Annotated in this window: 18 protein-coding genes and 1 other annotated feature; of the genes, 13 read left to right on the forward strand and 5 right to left on the reverse strand. The window is 42.9% G+C overall.

Going from position 1 to position 15421, the window contains the following annotated elements:
- Positions 1–45 precede the first annotated feature (45 nt).
- The 9 genes from ytxC (at position 46) to IOC57_RS00620 (ending at position 6203) form a co-directional block, all read left to right on the forward strand.
- The gene (gene ytxC / locus IOC57_RS00580; RefSeq protein WP_207436901.1) at positions 46–906 is read left to right on the forward strand and encodes a sporulation protein YtxC; all 861 of its coding nucleotides are present in this window, start codon (positions 46–48) and stop codon (positions 904–906) included.
- Positions 907–1295: 389 nt separating this feature from the next.
- Positions 1296–3227 (forward strand): threonine--tRNA ligase, encoded by a 1932-nt coding sequence (gene thrS, locus IOC57_RS00585; RefSeq protein ID WP_207436902.1) that lies wholly within the window; start codon positions 1296–1298, stop codon positions 3225–3227.
- Between the two features lie 107 nt (positions 3228–3334).
- Complete coding sequence (locus IOC57_RS00590) at positions 3335–3505, forward strand: hypothetical protein (protein ID WP_207436903.1); 171 nt, start codon at positions 3335–3337, stop codon at positions 3503–3505.
- 53 nt (positions 3506–3558) lie between these two features.
- Positions 3559–3693 carry a GNAT family N-acetyltransferase gene (locus IOC57_RS00595; protein WP_207436904.1) on the forward strand — a complete coding sequence of 45 codons (135 nt, stop codon included), beginning with the start codon at positions 3559–3561 and terminating at the stop codon, positions 3691–3693.
- A 170-nt stretch (positions 3694–3863) separates the two neighbouring features.
- Positions 3864–4000 (forward strand) — a sequence feature (ribosomal protein L20 leader region).
- Between the two features lie 98 nt (positions 4001–4098).
- The gene (gene infC, locus IOC57_RS00600; protein ID WP_034309072.1) at positions 4099–4599 is read left to right on the forward strand and encodes a translation initiation factor IF-3; all 501 of its coding nucleotides are present in this window, start codon (positions 4099–4101) and stop codon (positions 4597–4599) included.
- 34 nt (positions 4600–4633) lie between these two features.
- Entirely contained in the window at positions 4634–4834 is a 201-nt protein-coding gene (rpmI, locus tag IOC57_RS00605) for a 50S ribosomal protein L35 (protein ID WP_034309070.1), read from the forward strand.
- Between the two features lie 35 nt (positions 4835–4869).
- Positions 4870–5229, forward strand: a complete 360-nt coding sequence (gene rplT, locus IOC57_RS00610) for a 50S ribosomal protein L20 (RefSeq protein ID WP_034309067.1) — start codon at positions 4870–4872, stop codon at positions 5227–5229.
- Between the two features lie 68 nt (positions 5230–5297).
- Positions 5298–5573, forward strand: a complete 276-nt coding sequence (locus IOC57_RS00615; protein ID WP_207436905.1) for a DUF1294 domain-containing protein — start codon at positions 5298–5300, stop codon at positions 5571–5573.
- A 60-nt stretch (positions 5574–5633) separates the two neighbouring features.
- Positions 5634–6203: a TVP38/TMEM64 family protein gene (locus IOC57_RS00620; protein ID WP_101222877.1), complete on the forward strand. Its 570-nt coding sequence runs from the start codon at positions 5634–5636 to the stop codon at positions 6201–6203.
- 54 nt (positions 6204–6257) lie between these two features.
- On the opposite strand, the gene IOC57_RS00625 is transcribed toward IOC57_RS00620, so the two are convergent.
- A complete protein-coding gene (locus IOC57_RS00625; protein WP_144480505.1) occupies positions 6258–6638 on the reverse strand; it encodes a sigma-w pathway protein ysdB in 381 nt (126 codons plus the stop codon).
- Positions 6639–6748: 110 nt separating this feature from the next.
- Here IOC57_RS00625 and IOC57_RS00630 point away from each other — a divergent pair, with 110 nt between their 5' ends.
- Together IOC57_RS00630 and IOC57_RS00635 are read left to right on the forward strand one after the other, a co-directional pair.
- Positions 6749–7237 carry a dUTP diphosphatase gene (locus IOC57_RS00630; protein WP_207436906.1) on the forward strand — a complete coding sequence of 163 codons (489 nt, stop codon included), beginning with the start codon at positions 6749–6751 and terminating at the stop codon, positions 7235–7237.
- Positions 7238–7308: 71 nt separating this feature from the next.
- Positions 7309–8394: a M42 family metallopeptidase gene (locus IOC57_RS00635; RefSeq protein ID WP_207436907.1), complete on the forward strand. Its 1086-nt coding sequence runs from the start codon at positions 7309–7311 to the stop codon at positions 8392–8394.
- 56 nt (positions 8395–8450) lie between these two features.
- Here the strand turns inward: IOC57_RS00635 and IOC57_RS00640 are convergent, their stop codons facing one another.
- The 4 genes from IOC57_RS00640 to IOC57_RS00655 form a co-directional block, all read right to left on the reverse strand.
- Positions 8451–9155, reverse strand: coding sequence for a LutC/YkgG family protein (locus IOC57_RS00640; RefSeq protein ID WP_207437179.1), 705 nt, complete (start codon positions 9153–9155; stop codon positions 8451–8453).
- Positions 9149–10579 (reverse strand): LutB/LldF family L-lactate oxidation iron-sulfur protein, encoded by a 1431-nt coding sequence (locus IOC57_RS00645; RefSeq protein WP_207436908.1) that lies wholly within the window; start codon positions 10577–10579, stop codon positions 9149–9151. The genes IOC57_RS00640 and IOC57_RS00645 overlap by 7 nt, the downstream gene beginning before the upstream one ends.
- Positions 10580–10602: 23 nt before the next feature.
- Positions 10603–11319: a (Fe-S)-binding protein gene (locus tag IOC57_RS00650; protein ID WP_207436909.1), complete on the reverse strand. Its 717-nt coding sequence runs from the start codon at positions 11317–11319 to the stop codon at positions 10603–10605.
- A gap of 170 nt (positions 11320–11489) precedes the next feature.
- The gene (locus IOC57_RS00655; RefSeq protein WP_207436910.1) at positions 11490–12221 is read right to left on the reverse strand and encodes a FadR/GntR family transcriptional regulator; all 732 of its coding nucleotides are present in this window, start codon (positions 12219–12221) and stop codon (positions 11490–11492) included.
- Between the two features lie 254 nt (positions 12222–12475).
- On the opposite strand from IOC57_RS00655, the gene IOC57_RS00660 reads away from it, so the two are divergent.
- Complete coding sequence (locus IOC57_RS00660) at positions 12476–14164, forward strand: L-lactate permease (RefSeq protein WP_207436911.1); 1689 nt, start codon at positions 12476–12478, stop codon at positions 14162–14164.
- Between the two features lie 75 nt (positions 14165–14239).
- On the forward strand, positions 14240–15352 hold the full coding sequence (locus tag IOC57_RS00665; RefSeq protein WP_207436912.1) for a PucR family transcriptional regulator: 1113 nt from the start codon (positions 14240–14242) through the stop codon (positions 15350–15352).
- Positions 15353–15421 lie beyond the last annotated feature (69 nt).

Here is a 15421-nt window from a genome sequence, read left to right on the forward strand (position 1 = left end):
CCATATACATGAAAAAAGAAGCAAGGGGGAAGGGGGGATGTCGTAGTGCAAATTTCGTTTCAAAACGATTCAGAGGCATTGAAATTACTGAATTTCGTTTCTGTCCATCCACTGGGGGCAGAATTTCAAGCATACATTCGAATTCTTCCGCAACAAGGCATGCATGTGGATATGACGAAGTCTTCAGGTGACAAATGGCTAATTCTGCTTCGTGATGCATTTCATTCTTTTTTATTGGAAGAAAAGACGTTGCCTGTTCTGGAGCAAATAATAGTCGGTAAATTTTTTTATAGGGAACGGGAAGAAATTGAAGCCATCATCGAAATTGCATCATCAATCATCGAGGTGGAAAGAGCCAGGAATCAAGATGAAGCATTCAGTACGGAAAAACGATTGATTGAGGAAGGACTTCAAAGCATCTTGGCTGGAAAGGTATCTTTTTCATTCGATTCTTTTACGACCTTCCGTTTAAAATCATTTCAGCACACTTTGGAAAAGTATGTCGTCAAGGCGATTGACGAATACAAGCTGGAACAGGACTATCAAAATTTCATTGCTACACTCCGTGATTGCCTTCATGGGCAGGAGTCGAAAATAAGAAAGCTTCACCTGGTCAACCGGGATGGTTTTCATTTCTATGATCAGAAATTCAGCAAACTCGACCGTCCAAAAATCAATAGTTTGATCGACAGGAGGCTTCTTGCCAAAAGTTCACTTTTTCTCGATACGGTGATACTTGCCCCACTTTTATCGATTGCTCCTGAAAACTTGTGCATCTATACCGATGACAAGGAAGAGGGGCTGATTCAGACCATTTCAAGGATTTTCGAAGAACGGGCGACTGTCCTGCCACTTTCGTCATTTTCTATGCATTTGAATGATCTTTCATGGAAAAAAGAAAATTAACCTTGATTTTCCCCGTATAACAAATTATAATTTCCTACATACTATTAAAAAACTAAAAGTTATGATGAGGACAAGGGTATTCTAGTCGCCGATTATCAGAGAGGGGAGCCAACAGGCTGTAAGCTTCCTATTCGCATGGAACACTTACCACCTTTAAACTTCGGCTCGGAAAGCAGGCATTATGCGATTATGAGCTGACGGGAAGCTGCCGTTACCAAGTTACAAGTGCCATTTTGCCGTGAAAAGCAAGCTGGAACGAGGGTGGAACCGCGGGTTAATGATATTTATTACTAAGCTCGTCCCTGTTTTATACAGGGGCGGGCTTTTTTGTGTTGTAATGGAATCAAAAACCTGTAATTTGTTTGAACAATAAAAAGGAGTGAAACTGAATGTCTGAATTACTGAAAATATCTTTTCCTGACGGAGCGGTTAAGGAGTTTGCTAAAGGCACAACAACTGAAGACATCGCTGCATCCATCAGTCCTGGTTTAAGGAAAAAATCCATTGCCGGAAAATTCAATGGTGAATTATATGATTTGAAACGCCCGATTGAACAAGATGGTACTATCGAAATCGTCACACAGGACGCAGCGGATGCTCTTGAAGTATTGCGTCACAGTACAGCGCACTTGATGGCACAAGCGATCAAACGTTTGTACAAAAACGCTAAATTCGGAGTAGGGCCAGTCATCGAGGGCGGTTTTTACTATGATATGGATTTGGAGGAATCATTGACTCCTGAAGACCTTCCATTGATTGAAAAAGAAATGAAGAAAATCGTTAACGAAAACTTACAAATTTCCCGCATCGAAGTGAGCCGTGATGAAGCGATTTCCCGTTTTAAAGAAATCGGCGACGAGTATAAATTGGAGTTGATCGATGCGATTCCTGCCGATCAGCAGGTAACGCTTTATGAGCAGGGTGAATTCTTTGACCTTTGCCGTGGAATTCATGTTCCATCAACGGGGAAAATCAAAGAATTCAAGCTATTGAGCATAGCTGGGGCATACTGGAGAGGCGATAGCAAAAACAAAATGCTTCAACGCATTTACGGTACTGCTTTCTATAAAAAAGAAGATTTAGCCGAACACCTGCGTTTCCTCGAAGAAGCCAAGGAACGTGACCATCGTAAAATCGGCAAAGAATTGAACTTGTTCATGAGCTCACAGAAAGTGGGTCAAGGGCTGCCGATGTGGTTGCCAAAAGGCGCAACCATCCGTCGGACTATCGAAAGGTATATCGTGGACAAGGAAGAACGTTTGGGTTATGACCATGTCTACACACCTGTAATGGGAAGCGTGGACCTTTATAAAACATCTGGTCACTGGGATCATTACCAGGACGGCATGTTCCCTGTCATGGAGATGGAAAACGAACAGCTTGTACTGCGTCCGATGAACTGTCCGCATCACATGATGGTCTATAAAAACAGTATCCATAGCTATCGTGAACTGCCAATCCGGATTGCCGAGCTAGGCTTGATGCACCGCTATGAAATGTCAGGTGCCCTTTCCGGCCTTCAGCGTGTACGTGGGATGACATTGAATGATGCGCACATTTTCGTCCGTCCCGACCAAATCAAAGAAGAGTTCAAGCGTGTTGTGAACCTGGTTCTGGAAGTATATAAAGATTTCGATATCAAGGATTATTCATTCCGCCTGTCTTATCGTGATCCTCAGGATACAGAAAAATACTTCGATGATGATGCCATGTGGGAAAAAGCACAAAGCATGTTAAAAGACGCCATGGATGAACTTGGTCTGGATTATTTTGAAGCGGAAGGTGAAGCGGCATTCTACGGTCCTAAGCTTGATGTTCAGGTGCGTACTGCCTTAGGGAAAGATGAAACGCTCTCCACTGTTCAGCTTGATTTCTTGCTTCCTGAACGTTTTGATCTTAATTACGTCGGTGAGGACGGCAAGCAGCACCGTCCGGTTGTTATCCACCGCGGCGTCGTTTCCACAATGGAACGTTTTGTCGCCTACTTGATCGAAGAATACAAGGGAGCATTCCCGACTTGGCTTGCACCCATCCAGGCACAAGTGATACCGGTCTCACCTGAAGTGCATTTGGATTATGCGAAAGAAGTACAGGAAAAACTTAAAGCGCAAGGCATTCGTGTCGATCTGGATACACGTGACGAGAAAATCGGTTACAAAATCCGTGAAGCGCAAATGCAAAAAATCCCGTACATGCTGGTCGTTGGAGACAATGAAGCTAAAGAAGGCAGTGTGAATGTACGTAAATACGGTGAACAAAAATCCGAAACGATCGCTTTTGAAGATTTCGTTTCAGCGATTAAGGCGGAAGTAAGCCGTTAACAGCAAAAAAGAGGGACACATATAGTTGTGTCCCTCTTTATAATTAAGGCATGATAAAATAAAACAATCATGTGAATATATGTACAGCAATGAAAAGGAGGGTCAGCATGAAAAAGAAATTTTCTTATCTATTCGGACCAACATTCCTTGTCATCGTCGTCTTATTGTTATTGGATGATTATCGACAATATGCCATTGTCCCGGTCTTGCTTTTTTGGATAGTCCTATTTTCTTGGGACAGCATGGAGAAAAAGAAAAAGGCGAAAGAAAACTCTTAACATTTGATGGCTTCGATAAGTATGGAATGCAGCCAAAGGGGGATGGGGGATAAATGGAGGAGCATGCAAGGACGAACAAAATCCGGCGCCTGGAATTGTCCGTGGATGCAAACAACGCCCCTGCGCTTACCTTATATCGAAAGATGGGTTTTGATAAGGAAGGAATAAAGCGGGATCACTGTTTTTGATGGAAAGTATCATGATGAATATTTTTGACTCAATTACTTTAAAAAAACATATTGTCAAATTACAGAATGTCTGATAATATTAATTTTGTTGTGAAAAACGAATAAAATTTAGCATTTGACAAGTCATCAGTGTTTATGATATATTTCTAAAGTGAATTGAATACGTGTTTGAGGAAAAGAAGAAGCACCCGCTTCTCACCTGGTTGACGCAAACAATGCAGTTAACAGGTCATGATTTGATTATTTGGATCTTTCTGAATGAGTCTATCAGTGTGGGTGCAACATGCATCCACACTTTTTTATTATGATTATATCCTGTAAGCGAGTTGTGAGCGTGACCGAATTTATTCAAATATTCGTATTCGCCAATATCTTTGGAGGTGGCTAACTATTAGTAAAGACGCGATGGTAAACGAGGGCATCCGAGCCCGTGAAGTTCGTCTTATTGACCAAAACGGAGAACAACTTGGAATTAAAACGAAATTCGAAGCATTGGAAATTGCCGCTCGTGTAAATCTTGATCTAGTTTTAGTTGCTGCAAATGCAAAGCCTCCGGTAGCCCGGATCATGGACTACGGAAAACACCGCTTCGAGCAGCAAAAGAAAGACAAGGAAGCACGTAAAAATCAAAAAGTCATCAGTCTGAAAGAGGTTCGTTTGAGCCCAACGATTGAAGAACATGATTTCAATACGAAGCTTCGCAACGGTATTAAATTCCTTGAAAAAGGCGATAAAGTAAAAGCTTCTATCCGATTCAAAGGACGTGCCATTACGCATAAGGAAATTGGTCAACGTGTACTCGTTCGTTTTTCTGAAGCATGTAAAGAAGTGGCTACAATCGAGCAACACCCAAAAATGGACGGGCGCAGCATGTTCATTATCTTAGCACCGAAAAACGAAAAGTAATTGTAAAGTAATTTGTAATGAGGAGGAATACCTTATGCCTAAAATGAAAACTCACCGCGGATCTGCTAAACGTTTCAAAAAGACTGGATCCGGCAAACTTAAGCGTTCTAACGCTTACACAAGCCATTTATTTGCTAACAAATCTACTAAGCAAAAGCGTAAGCTTCGCAAAGCTAGCCTTGTAAGCAAAGGTGACTTCAAACGTATTCGTCATATGCTAGACAACATTAAATAAGTTCGATTTATCGAGTTAAATAGGAGGGAAATAACATGCCACGTGTAAAAGGCGGTACTGTTACTCGCAAACGTCGTAAAAAGGTAATAAAATTAGCTAAAGGTTACTATGGCGCGAAACATATTCTTTTCAAAGTAGCTAACCAACAAGTAATGAAGTCAGGAAACTATGCTTTCCGTGACCGTCGTCAAAAGAAACGTGATTTCCGCAAACTGTGGATCACTCGTATCAACGCTGCAGCACGCATCAACGGTCTTTCTTACAGCCGTTTAATGCATGGTCTAAAGCTTGCTGGTATCGAAGTGAACCGCAAAATGCTTGCTGATCTTGCTGTTGCTGACGAACAAGCTTTTGCTCAATTAGCAACTGCTGCTAAACAACAATTAGACAAATAAGTCTGACTGATACAGCCACTCTCTTTTCAAGAGGGTGGCTTTTTACATATTTGAAGGAGGGAATGAGGATGCAAGGAGTATGGTTCATTGCTGCTTATATGATCATCACAAACATCATCGGGTTTGCCTTAATGGGAATCGACAAAAGGAAAGCGCGTCATGGGGAGTACCGGGTCAGCGAAAAGACACTTTGGTTCTGGGCGGTCATAGGCGGAGGGATTGGGACCTTTTTGGGGATGAAGCAATTTCGCCATAAGACGAAACATGCCGCTTTCAAGTGGGGCCTGCCTATATTGATGATTCTTCAGATAGCCTTATTGATTAAGATATTCATTCAATTGTAATATGTAGCCCGTATAATGTATATGCTTGTAGAAGCAGCAAAGAGTAGCTGGAGGGAGAGCATGAATGATAAACTGACACTTGTGATGAGCTACGTTCAATCAGGAAGCGTGTTTGCACCGTTGATTTTTATCACCTTTCATTTATTAAGGCAATTTTTATTCATTCCGGTCATAGTGGTTTGCATGTCTGGAGGAGTATTATTCGGGGCAGCCTTTGGAACCATCTATTCGGTAATCGGTTTGACCTTGTCCAGTATGGCCTTTTATTTCGTGATAGGCAAATTTCCAAAAACAAAGGATAGGTTGCTGCGGCTTAAGAATAAGCTGTTTGGAAACCGAAAGCTAAACAGCAGGCAAATTGCGGTATTGAGGCTAATACCATTTATACACTTTTACTTACTGTCGCTTTGCTTATTGGAATCCAATAAAGGGCTGAAAAATTATTTTTATCTATCCTTCATGACCAATCTTCCTGTAGCATTCGTATACACGGTTTTTGGCCACTATATTGCAGATTTCAGTCCAACGCTGATCGTCATTATTTTATTATCCTTAACCTTATTGCTATATTTATTGAGAGAGAAGCAGACGGTCGTCCCCTGGAAGGAATTTTTTCGTTCAGATGATTAATATAGAGCCTTGAGTCCATTTTCCTCAAGGCTCTTCATTACGCGTGATTTTTTATCATTTTTGTAAAAACTCCTTAACTGGGCTCTTCCAATCGATAACGGCCTCTGGATATTGTTTTTTAATGGCTGCCTCGATTTTCAAGAAGTCATTTCGTTTTAAGCCTTTTAGGCCGGCCACTTTTTTAGGCCATATGAAGATGGAGATGACCTCAAAGGAGCGTTCCGTCGTCCCTAAATACTTTTCCCCTTCGAACATCACCCCATTGTACGTCAATAAAAAATTCTTTCGTATATTGGCTGTATCGTCGAGCAGAAAGAACTTTTTCTGTTCATGTGCCAGCTCTAATTTTCTTTTCGGATTAAATAGGTATTTGATGACTGTATATATTAAGAAAATGATGAGAGCCAAAAGAATGAACCGCATGATCAATACCATGGAGCCTACCTCCTTAAACAGAGTGATTCCCTTCATTTACGTATGGGTTTTTAATAAGTTTCATTTATTTGATATAATTTAGGGGAAGACGATGGAAAGAAGTGATGAAAATGAACATAGGAAAATTAATGGAAATGCAGACAGCTTTGGATGAGCATATACAATCAAAGCATGATTTGGGTGCTGAAGACTTGGTGGAACGGAAGATACTCGCACTATTAGTGGAGCTTGGAGAGCTTGCCAATGAAACAAGGTGTTTTAAATTCTGGAGTCTTAAAGGTCCCTCTGATAAGGAAACGATTTTGGCTGAATACGTGGATGGCATTCATTTCATTTTGTCACTCGGGATTGAACGGGGTTTTGTACCGGAAGTTCCATCCTCCCACAAGATGCAACAGGAGGATTTGACGGTTCAATTTACTGCTATTTACGGCTGCATTAGTGAATTTCGCACACAGTTGACTGAGTCATCTTTCCAAAAGGTTTTTGCTGCGTATTTACATTTAGGGGAGTTGCTTGGATTTTCAGCAGTGGATGTGGAAAAAGCGTATGTAAGCAAAAATGAAGTGAACTACGAAAGGCAAAAGCAAGGCTATTGATTGCTGATTGTTTATACAATCGAATATCTGTATAATTATTCTTGTAATGTAAGTTAAAGGGAGGTATGGCGATGGCTCAATTGGATGAAACGTTAAGGATGCTGCGGGACTTAACGGATGCTAAAGGCATTGCAGGTAATGAAAGTGAAGTAAGAAAAGTGATGACCGAATACATAACACCATTTGCGGATGAAATGTCGACAGATGGCCTGGGAAGTTTAATTGCCAAGAAAACGGGTGATGAAAACGGACCGAAAATCGTCGTTACGGGGCATATGGACGAAGTTGGTTTCATGATCACCCAGATTGATGATAAAGGATTTTTGCGTTTTCAGCCGGTAGGAGGCTGGTGGTCACAGGTAATGCTGGCTCAGCGCGTGACGATCGTTACAAGTAAAGGTGATATAACTGGCATTATCGGTTCCAAGCCGCCCCATATCCTGTCAGTGGAGGCGCGGAAGAAGCCGGTTGATATTAAGGATATGTTTATTGATATTGGTGCATCCAGCAAAGAAGAGGTTAAGGAATGGGGCGTCAAGCCAGGGGATATGGTTGTGCCATATTTTGAATTCACGGTCATGAATAATGAAAAGATGCTGCTCGCCAAAGCCTGGGATAATCGAATTGGCTGTGCAATCGCCATTGATGTGCTTAAACAGCTGAAAGACAGCGACCATCCTAATATAGTTTATGGAATTGGTGCTGTCCAAGAAGAGGTCGGCCTGCGTGGCTCCAAAACATCCACATTCAAAATCCAGCCGGATATCGGTTTTGCCGTCGATGTCGGCATTGCTGGTGATACACCGGGGATTTCCGAAAGAGAAGCAATGAGTAAAATGGGGGAAGGCCCGCAAATCGTCATATATGATTCATCGATGGTGGCACATAAGGGATTACGCGATTTCGTCACCGACACGGCTGATGAAATGGATATTCCTTATCAATATGAATCGATTCCGGGCGGCGGAACGGATGCCGGCTCCATCCATTTAACGGCCAATGGTGTTCCCGCACTGGCGATCACGATTGCCACACGCTACATTCATTCACACGCAGCAATGCTTCATCGGGATGATTATGAGAATGCAGTTAAGCTCATTGTCGAAGTGATTAAACGCCTCGATCGTGAAGCGGTTGATCGGATCATTTACGAGTGATATAGTGAAAGTTGAAAATGGAGAGGCCTAATCAGGTCCTCTCCATTTTCACCTTTCTACTTATCTTCGACGATTATATAGACCGCTTTGATGGGGCCGTGGACGCCGACGACAAGGTCCATTTCGATATCAGCAGAATTGCTCGGCCCTGTTATGAAATTGATACAGGAAGGAACGGCTTCGCCCCGGGCAACTTTTGAACGGATGGCCGCAGCGGCCTGGGTCATTCGCGGGACGATGGTGCTTTTTGGAATGATGGAAACATGGCAGGAAGGAAGGAAGCTGATGGAACGGCCGTGGTCCTTGTCGCTGAACAAGACGACGGTCGCTGATTCAGCGAGTGTTATCTCACTGAATGTGATTCCAATGTTAGCACTTTCTGCTTTTTCGATATTTTCATTCCCGGCTTGGTGATCCCATATATGCACATCTTCTTCCTTTAAGATACCCTCTAACCCATAGTCGAAAAATCGATCGTCCTTAGGGATGATCAAGGGTCCGTTTCCAAGTTCCTTGATCACCTGTTTTAAACGATGCATCACTTGCTTGGAGTCAGTAACGTGAAACTGGGTATGCACCCGTTTACATTGCTCCTCCAATTCAGCGACAAGATCATGTGGTGTCGCATTTTTCAAAACTTCTTTTTGGGGGGCGTGCTTCCATTCCGGAACGGAGATGCCTTCCGTAATAGGAGATCTTCCCAGGTTTTTGGCTATTTTGTTTAAAAATGTCCCTTCATTATGGATGGTTCCATTCATGATGGTTCCCCTCCTTTTTCCCGATTTTTGAACCAGTCCCGAAAGCTCTCTTTCCCTGGAGCAGGGAAATCGCGGCTTTCTGTCCAAGTTTTGAGTGGTCCAGGTCCTTTCGAGATGATATCACCCGTTTTAAAAGGTGACATCGCTGATGGAGCCATTTTGGAGCCGAACTTATAAAGCATAGGCGAGGCAGCACCGATACCGAAGGCCTTCATGGCCATCTTTTCTGAAAATGGCGCCATTTTTTCCTTTTCCACGATGACTTCACGATGCTTCCTCAGTAAATCATGAAGAGGAATCTTTACCGGGCAAGCATCAGTACAGGCTGCACAAAGAGTGGATGCATATGGCAATTCCTTGAAATCATCATATCCTCCGAGTAAGGGTGAAAGCACAGCACCGATAGGTCCCGGATATATTGAACCGTATGAATGACCGCCAACCTGGCGATAGACCGGGCAAACGTTTATACAGGCAGCACAACGGATGCATTGAAGAACGGATTGAAACTCAGTTCCTAAAATGGAGGATCGTCCATTATCTACGATCACAAGGTGAAATTCCTCGGGTCCGTCTATATCGCCTTCATCACGCGGACCGGTAAGTGCGGTGATGTAACTGGTCAATCTTTGGCCGACAGCGCTTCTTGTCAATAAGCTGACAAGGACTTCGAATTCATCGAATGTAGGAACAAGGCGTTCCATCCCCATCACGGTGATTTGTGTTTTTGGGAGGGCAGTGACCAAATCGGCATTTCCTTCATTCGTCACCAAACCAATCGAGCCCGTTTCCGCAATTGCAAAATTACAGCCAGTAATGCCGACATCGGCGCTTAAGAAATCTTTCCGTAGAATGCCCCGCACATGGGCGGTAAGCTCTTCCGGTTTTTCCGTTTGCGTATAGGCAAGCTTTTCTTTAAAAACATCCCTAATCTGCTCTTTATTTTTATGGAGGGCAGGTGCGACGATATGGGAAGGGGGATCATGATCATCGACTTGCAAAATGTATTCACCAAGGTCCGTTTCAACGACATCGAGGCCAACTTCTTCAAGAGTTGCATTCAAATTGATTTCTTCTGTGACCATCGATTTTGATTTCACGACCTTTTTGGCATTCTTTTTTAAAATGACATCCTTAATGTATCCGCTTGCTTCTTCAGCCGTTTCAGCGAAGAAGACATGACCGCCCCTTTTCGAAACACTTTCTGCAAGCTGGTGTAAATAGAAATCAAGGTTACTAAGCACATGCTGCCGGATTTCTTCCCCAAGGGAACGCCAATCCTCCCAGCTTCCCAATTCATCAACGGCAGTCAACCGCCGTCCGTGTAATCGTTCTTGGGCACTCGATACGGCCAATCGCATAAAATCATTATGTATTCCTTCATCCACCCGGTCTTTAAATTTGGCAGAGCTGGTTTTCATAGCCATAAGTTTTTCCCTCCTCGCTTTCTTTAAATACTATTCAGGACTTCCGCAATATGAAGTACTTTCACCGGCTCCCCCTTCCTTTGGATCCGGCCGCCGATATTCATCAAACATCCTGCATCCCCGCCGATTAAAAAATCGGCACCGGTATCTTCAATATTGCAGACCTTCTCCTCGACCATTTGGCCGGAAATGTCACCCATCTTAACTGAAAAGGTCCCCCCGAACCCGCAGCAGTTTTGGGCATCCGGAAGTGGGGTCATTTCCAGCCCCCTGACATGGCTTAACAAAATGGCAGGTGCTTCCTTCACCTTTAGCAGCCGTGTCATATGGCATGAAGTATGATAAGTGGCCTTTCCCTTAAGGGTCGCCCCGACGTCGGTCACTTTTAAGACATCCACGATGAATTGGGTCAATTCATAAGTCTTGGCCGCTACTGATGCTGCTTTCCTTTCCCATTCGGCATCGCCTTTGAAAAGGACCGGATATTCTTTGAACATCGCTGCGCAGGAACCGGAAGGGGTTACGATGTATTCAGCATCCGCAAACGTTTTAATCATCTTTTTCATGGCTTCCTTCGATTCCTTCGTATACCCGCTATTATATGCGGGCTGTCCGCAGCATATCTGGGACTCCGGGAAATCGATCTCACAGCCTAATCTCTCGAGTAGCTCCACTGTAGCCTTGCCGACATTGGATTGAAACAAATCCACTAAACATGTTGCAAAGAGAGTAACTTTCAATTTGAATTCCTCCTCTTCCAAATAGGTTAACAGGTCATCTGATGACTAAAAAAAGGAAAAAGGAAATGGTTAAGACCAATTTCCAAGATTTATTAATGAAGTAATCGTTTTCAAAATAATATATCAATTTAATCTTTTTTTGTATAGGGTATTTTTGAAATTAAAGGAGGTTAACGATGCTTTTGCTGATTTTTTTGGATGACCCGGTCCAGTGATTCCTCGACACTTTGAAGGTGAAACAGTATGGCACTGCGGGCTCCATCTTCATCCTGTGCCACGATTGCATCATAAATCCTGACATGCTGCTGGTAAAGCTGCTTAAGTGTCATCTCTTCGGAATAAAGCGCAATCCGACGGATATCACGCATCTTTTCCGTCATTAATTCTGAAACATGGTTCATCAATGTAATCAGCAGCTCATTTTGTGAGGCGTTTGCCACTGCAACATGGAAGGCGATATCCGCTTTATCACTTAACTCTTCATCATCGGATACCTTTTCCATATCAAAAAGCCTTTCCTTTAATTCGATAAGGTTTTCTTCCGTCCTCTTCTTCGCTGCCACTTCTGCCGTACCGGACTCAAGTATTTTCCGAACTTCCAGTAAATGCTTGATATTGTCTTGATCCATCAAAAGGGCGGCAGACAAGGGGTGGTTCATGATGGTAGGGTCGAAGGTTTTAACGAATGTTCCTTCACCTTGTTTTATTTCAATAAGGCCCATTGAACTCAATGCACTTAATGCTTCGCGGATGGCCGGGCGCCCGACTTGGAAATTTTCCGCAAGCTGCTGAATGGAATCCAATTGTTCACCTGGTTTCAGGCTGCCTGACCGAATCATTTCATAAAGTTCATCGCTGACTTCTTCATAAATTTTTTTCGGCTTTATTTTTTTATATACCAAGTAGTAGCACCTCTATTTTCTATGAGTTTCTCTGGTTAATATTATATAACACAAATGAACTTTGACACTTCCAGAAGGTTAAAAAATCAACAAAAAATAAAAAAAATCTTGATTTTATATTTTCAATCATTTAATTTTAATGAGTACTCATCAAGTCATCTGATGACTTAGAATATTTGGATATGTAAGGGTTTTCAATTAGCGGTTGATTTCTGAATTTTTCAAAAAATTTATAGAAAATGGAGTCGAAATGAATGACATGGACACAAAACTTTACGCCGATCACCGATAATTTAGTTTTATCATCTCTTGCCGCACTCATTCCAATTCTTTACTTTTTCTGGGCACTTACCATCAAACGGATGAAAGGTTACATTGCAGGTATAACCACATTGCTTGTAGCTCTTGCAGTGGCTGTACTGATATATGGAATGCCTGCAGGAAAAGCAGTGATGTCTGCTTCACAAGGAGCCGTATATGGGTTGCTCCCAATCGGATGGATAATCATCACTTCCGTATTTTTGTACAAAATGACCGTTAAAAGCGGACAATTCAATATCATTCGTTCTTCGGTGCTTTCGCTTACGGAAGACCGCCGCCTTCAGGCATTATTGGTGGCATTTTCTTTCGGAGCCTTTTTAGAAGGGGCCGCGGGATTTGGTGCACCGGTTGCCATTTCAGCCGCGCTTTTGGTCGGTCTCGGGTTTAATCCGCTATATGCAGCAGGGATTTGTTTGATTGCGAATACCGCTCCGGTAGCATTCGGGGCGGTTGGAATACCGATCATCGCCATGGAAGGCCCTACTGGAATAGCCGCCATGGAGATTTCAAAAATGGTCGGCCGCCAACTGCCATTCCTTTCGGCTTTCATTCCGCTTTATCTCATTTTAATAATGACTGGGTGGAAAAGATCGCTTGAAGTCTTGCCGGCAATTTTGGTTTCCGGATTTTCCTTTGCCATCACACAGTACTTAAGTTCAAATTTTCTTGGGCCCGAATTGCCGGACATCCTTTCCGCATTAGTGTCACTATTTGCACTGGCGATCTTCCTTAAATTCTGGAAACCTAAAACGATCTTTCGCTTTGCATCCGAGGAAACGGCAGCAGCTGTCGAACCTTTATATACAGCCAAAGCGGAACCAAAATACACGAAATGGCAGATATTCCATGCCTGGTCACCATTCCTCCTGTTAACGCTTTTCATAACAATATGGGGGATGAACCCGATAAAGCCGGCACTATCAGGACATTATGAAGGCAACAATGTGTTGCTTGGCGGGATTAATGAAATCGGAAAACTATTAACCTTCCAAATCGAAGTCCCAGGTCTGCATAACGAGATAATCGGAAGCAATGGGTTGCCGATTGCGGCTTTCTATAAAATAGAATTGCTCGCAGCAGCCGGGACCGCCATTTTACTGGCTGCCATCGTAACGAAGTTCATCGCCAGCATGTCTGCAAAAGACTTTTACAGTACTTTTGTTGAAGCGATGAAAGAGTTGGCAAAACCAATCTTGATGATTTCTACGGTAGTGGCTTTTGCCTATGTAACGAATGCTTCGGGCATGTCGACAACATTAGGGATGACCCTTGCGAAATCGGGTGATTTATTTCCGTTCTTCGCACCGGTTCTTGGCTGGTTGGGTGTGTTCATTACCGGATCGGATACATCAGCCAACCTCTTATTTGGCAGTCTGCAGAAAGTGACCGCCCTTAAAGTGGGGATGGAACCGGTCCTGGCACTAGCGGCGAACTCTTCCGGAGGGGTCACGGGAAAGATGATTTCCCCCCAATCGATAGCGATTGCTTGTGCCGCCGTTGGATTGGCGGGCAGGGAATCAGAATTATTGAGATTCACGCTCAAGCATAGTCTTTTCTTATTACTGCTTGTTTGTGTGATTACCTTCTTGCAAAATGGCGTCCTTTCCTGGATGATTCCATAAGTAGAATGAGGCTCCCTTTTGAAAGGGAGCCTTGAAATATTTTTCAAGTTGATTACAAAAAGGAGGGCATATATCATGCAATTGGCAACTGTGGCAGGAAAACTGGTTCATGAGGTTCGAAAACTGATTGATGAGGAAATCATCATTATTGATCATGCTGGCACGATTATCGCCAGCACAGATAGCAGCCGCATTGGATCATATCATGAAGGTGCCATCCATGCTTTCAACAATCGTGAGAAATTGATCATCAATAAACAGGATGAGCGAAGTTGGAAAGGAGTGAAGGCAGGAATAAATCTGCCTATTTTCTTCAATCAGGAAGCCGTTTGTGTCATTGGTATTACGGGCGATCCCAAACATGTATCCCCCTATGCGGAACTTTTAAAAAAGATGACGGAGATGTTCATTCAGGAAAGCTATCATATCGAACAAGCAGAATCCCAATCACGTCTGATGGAATTCTTTGTATTTGAATGGCATCAGCTGCAGACGTTCAATGAGCTTTTCCTTCAGAAGGCCAAGTTGCTTGGGGTCGATGTTCATGCAGACCGGATCATCACCCTTGGTGAATTTAAAACTGAGGAAATCATTGAGCCTCATGTGTGGAGAACGCTTCAGATATACATAAGACAGCAGCATCCCAATGACATCGCAGTCCGTTGGGGAAGGAACCAATTCGTCATTCTTTCAATAGCCGATTTCATCGGTTCAAAAGTCCAACAATTAAAGAAATTAAGTAAACTGCAAAAAAAGCTGGAAGAGAGTTCGGGTTATAAAGTGTGTGCAGGAGTTAGCTCGCGTGCATCAGGATCCGCCTTCAGGTCAGCGTTTTTTAAAGCGGAACGTTCCTTGAAAATAGCGTTTCCTTCTTCGGCGATTATATTTGACGAGGACTTGAAGCTAGAGGTCCTGCTTGATGAAGTTACCGCTGAAACAAGACAGGAATATTTATCACGGACGATTCGGGATTTGCTTCCTAATGAGGAGCTGCTTAAAACCCTTTCCATGTATTTTGCATGTGATCTATCTTTGAAGGAGACTGCTAGAGCCCTGCATATCCATATCAATACCCTCCATTACAGGCTCAAGCGCATAGAAGATTTGACCCAATTAAATCCTAGAAAGCTAGCCGATTTAGTCACTATGTATCTAGCATTATGTGTATTGGATAAACATACAAATTAATTCTATGGAAAGCTATAAATTCTATATGTTCATACATAGAAGGTTGAGTGTTTTTTTTCTTATACTTGA

Source organism: Bacillus sp. SD075, assembly GCF_017355165.1.
GTDB lineage: Bacteria > Bacillota > Bacilli > Bacillales > DSM-1321 > Peribacillus.

Excerpts from the sequence above, each read along its gene's own strand:
- IOC57_RS00590 (WP_207436903.1), top strand. The coding sequence starts at position 3,335 with ATGAAAAAGAAATTTTCTTATCTATTCGGACCAACATTCCTTGTCATC.
- IOC57_RS00620 (WP_101222877.1), top strand. The coding sequence starts at position 5,634 with ATGAATGATAAACTGACACTTGTGATGAGCTACGTTCAATCAGGAAGC.
- IOC57_RS00625 (WP_144480505.1), bottom strand. The coding sequence starts at position 6,638 with ATGGTATTGATCATGCGGTTCATTCTTTTGGCTCTCATCATTTTCTTA.
- IOC57_RS00665 (WP_207436912.1), top strand. The coding sequence starts at position 14,240 with ATGCAATTGGCAACTGTGGCAGGAAAACTGGTTCATGAGGTTCGAAAA.
- IOC57_RS00660 (WP_207436911.1), top strand. The coding sequence starts at position 12,476 with ATGACATGGACACAAAACTTTACGCCGATCACCGATAATTTAGTTTTA.
- rplT (WP_034309067.1), top strand. The coding sequence starts at position 4,870 with ATGCCACGTGTAAAAGGCGGTACTGTTACTCGCAAACGTCGTAAAAAG.
- IOC57_RS00635 (WP_207436907.1), top strand. The coding sequence starts at position 7,309 with ATGGCTCAATTGGATGAAACGTTAAGGATGCTGCGGGACTTAACGGAT.
- IOC57_RS00595 (WP_207436904.1), top strand. The coding sequence starts at position 3,559 with ATGGAGGAGCATGCAAGGACGAACAAAATCCGGCGCCTGGAATTGTCC.
- infC (WP_034309072.1), top strand. The coding sequence starts at position 4,099 with ATGGTAAACGAGGGCATCCGAGCCCGTGAAGTTCGTCTTATTGACCAA.
- IOC57_RS00645 (WP_207436908.1), bottom strand. The coding sequence starts at position 10,579 with ATGGCTATGAAAACCAGCTCTGCCAAATTTAAAGACCGGGTGGATGAA.
- IOC57_RS00630 (WP_207436906.1), top strand. The coding sequence starts at position 6,749 with ATGAACATAGGAAAATTAATGGAAATGCAGACAGCTTTGGATGAGCAT.
- IOC57_RS00615 (WP_207436905.1), top strand. The coding sequence starts at position 5,298 with ATGCAAGGAGTATGGTTCATTGCTGCTTATATGATCATCACAAACATC.
- thrS (WP_207436902.1), top strand. The coding sequence starts at position 1,296 with ATGTCTGAATTACTGAAAATATCTTTTCCTGACGGAGCGGTTAAGGAG.
- rpmI (WP_034309070.1), top strand. The coding sequence starts at position 4,634 with ATGCCTAAAATGAAAACTCACCGCGGATCTGCTAAACGTTTCAAAAAG.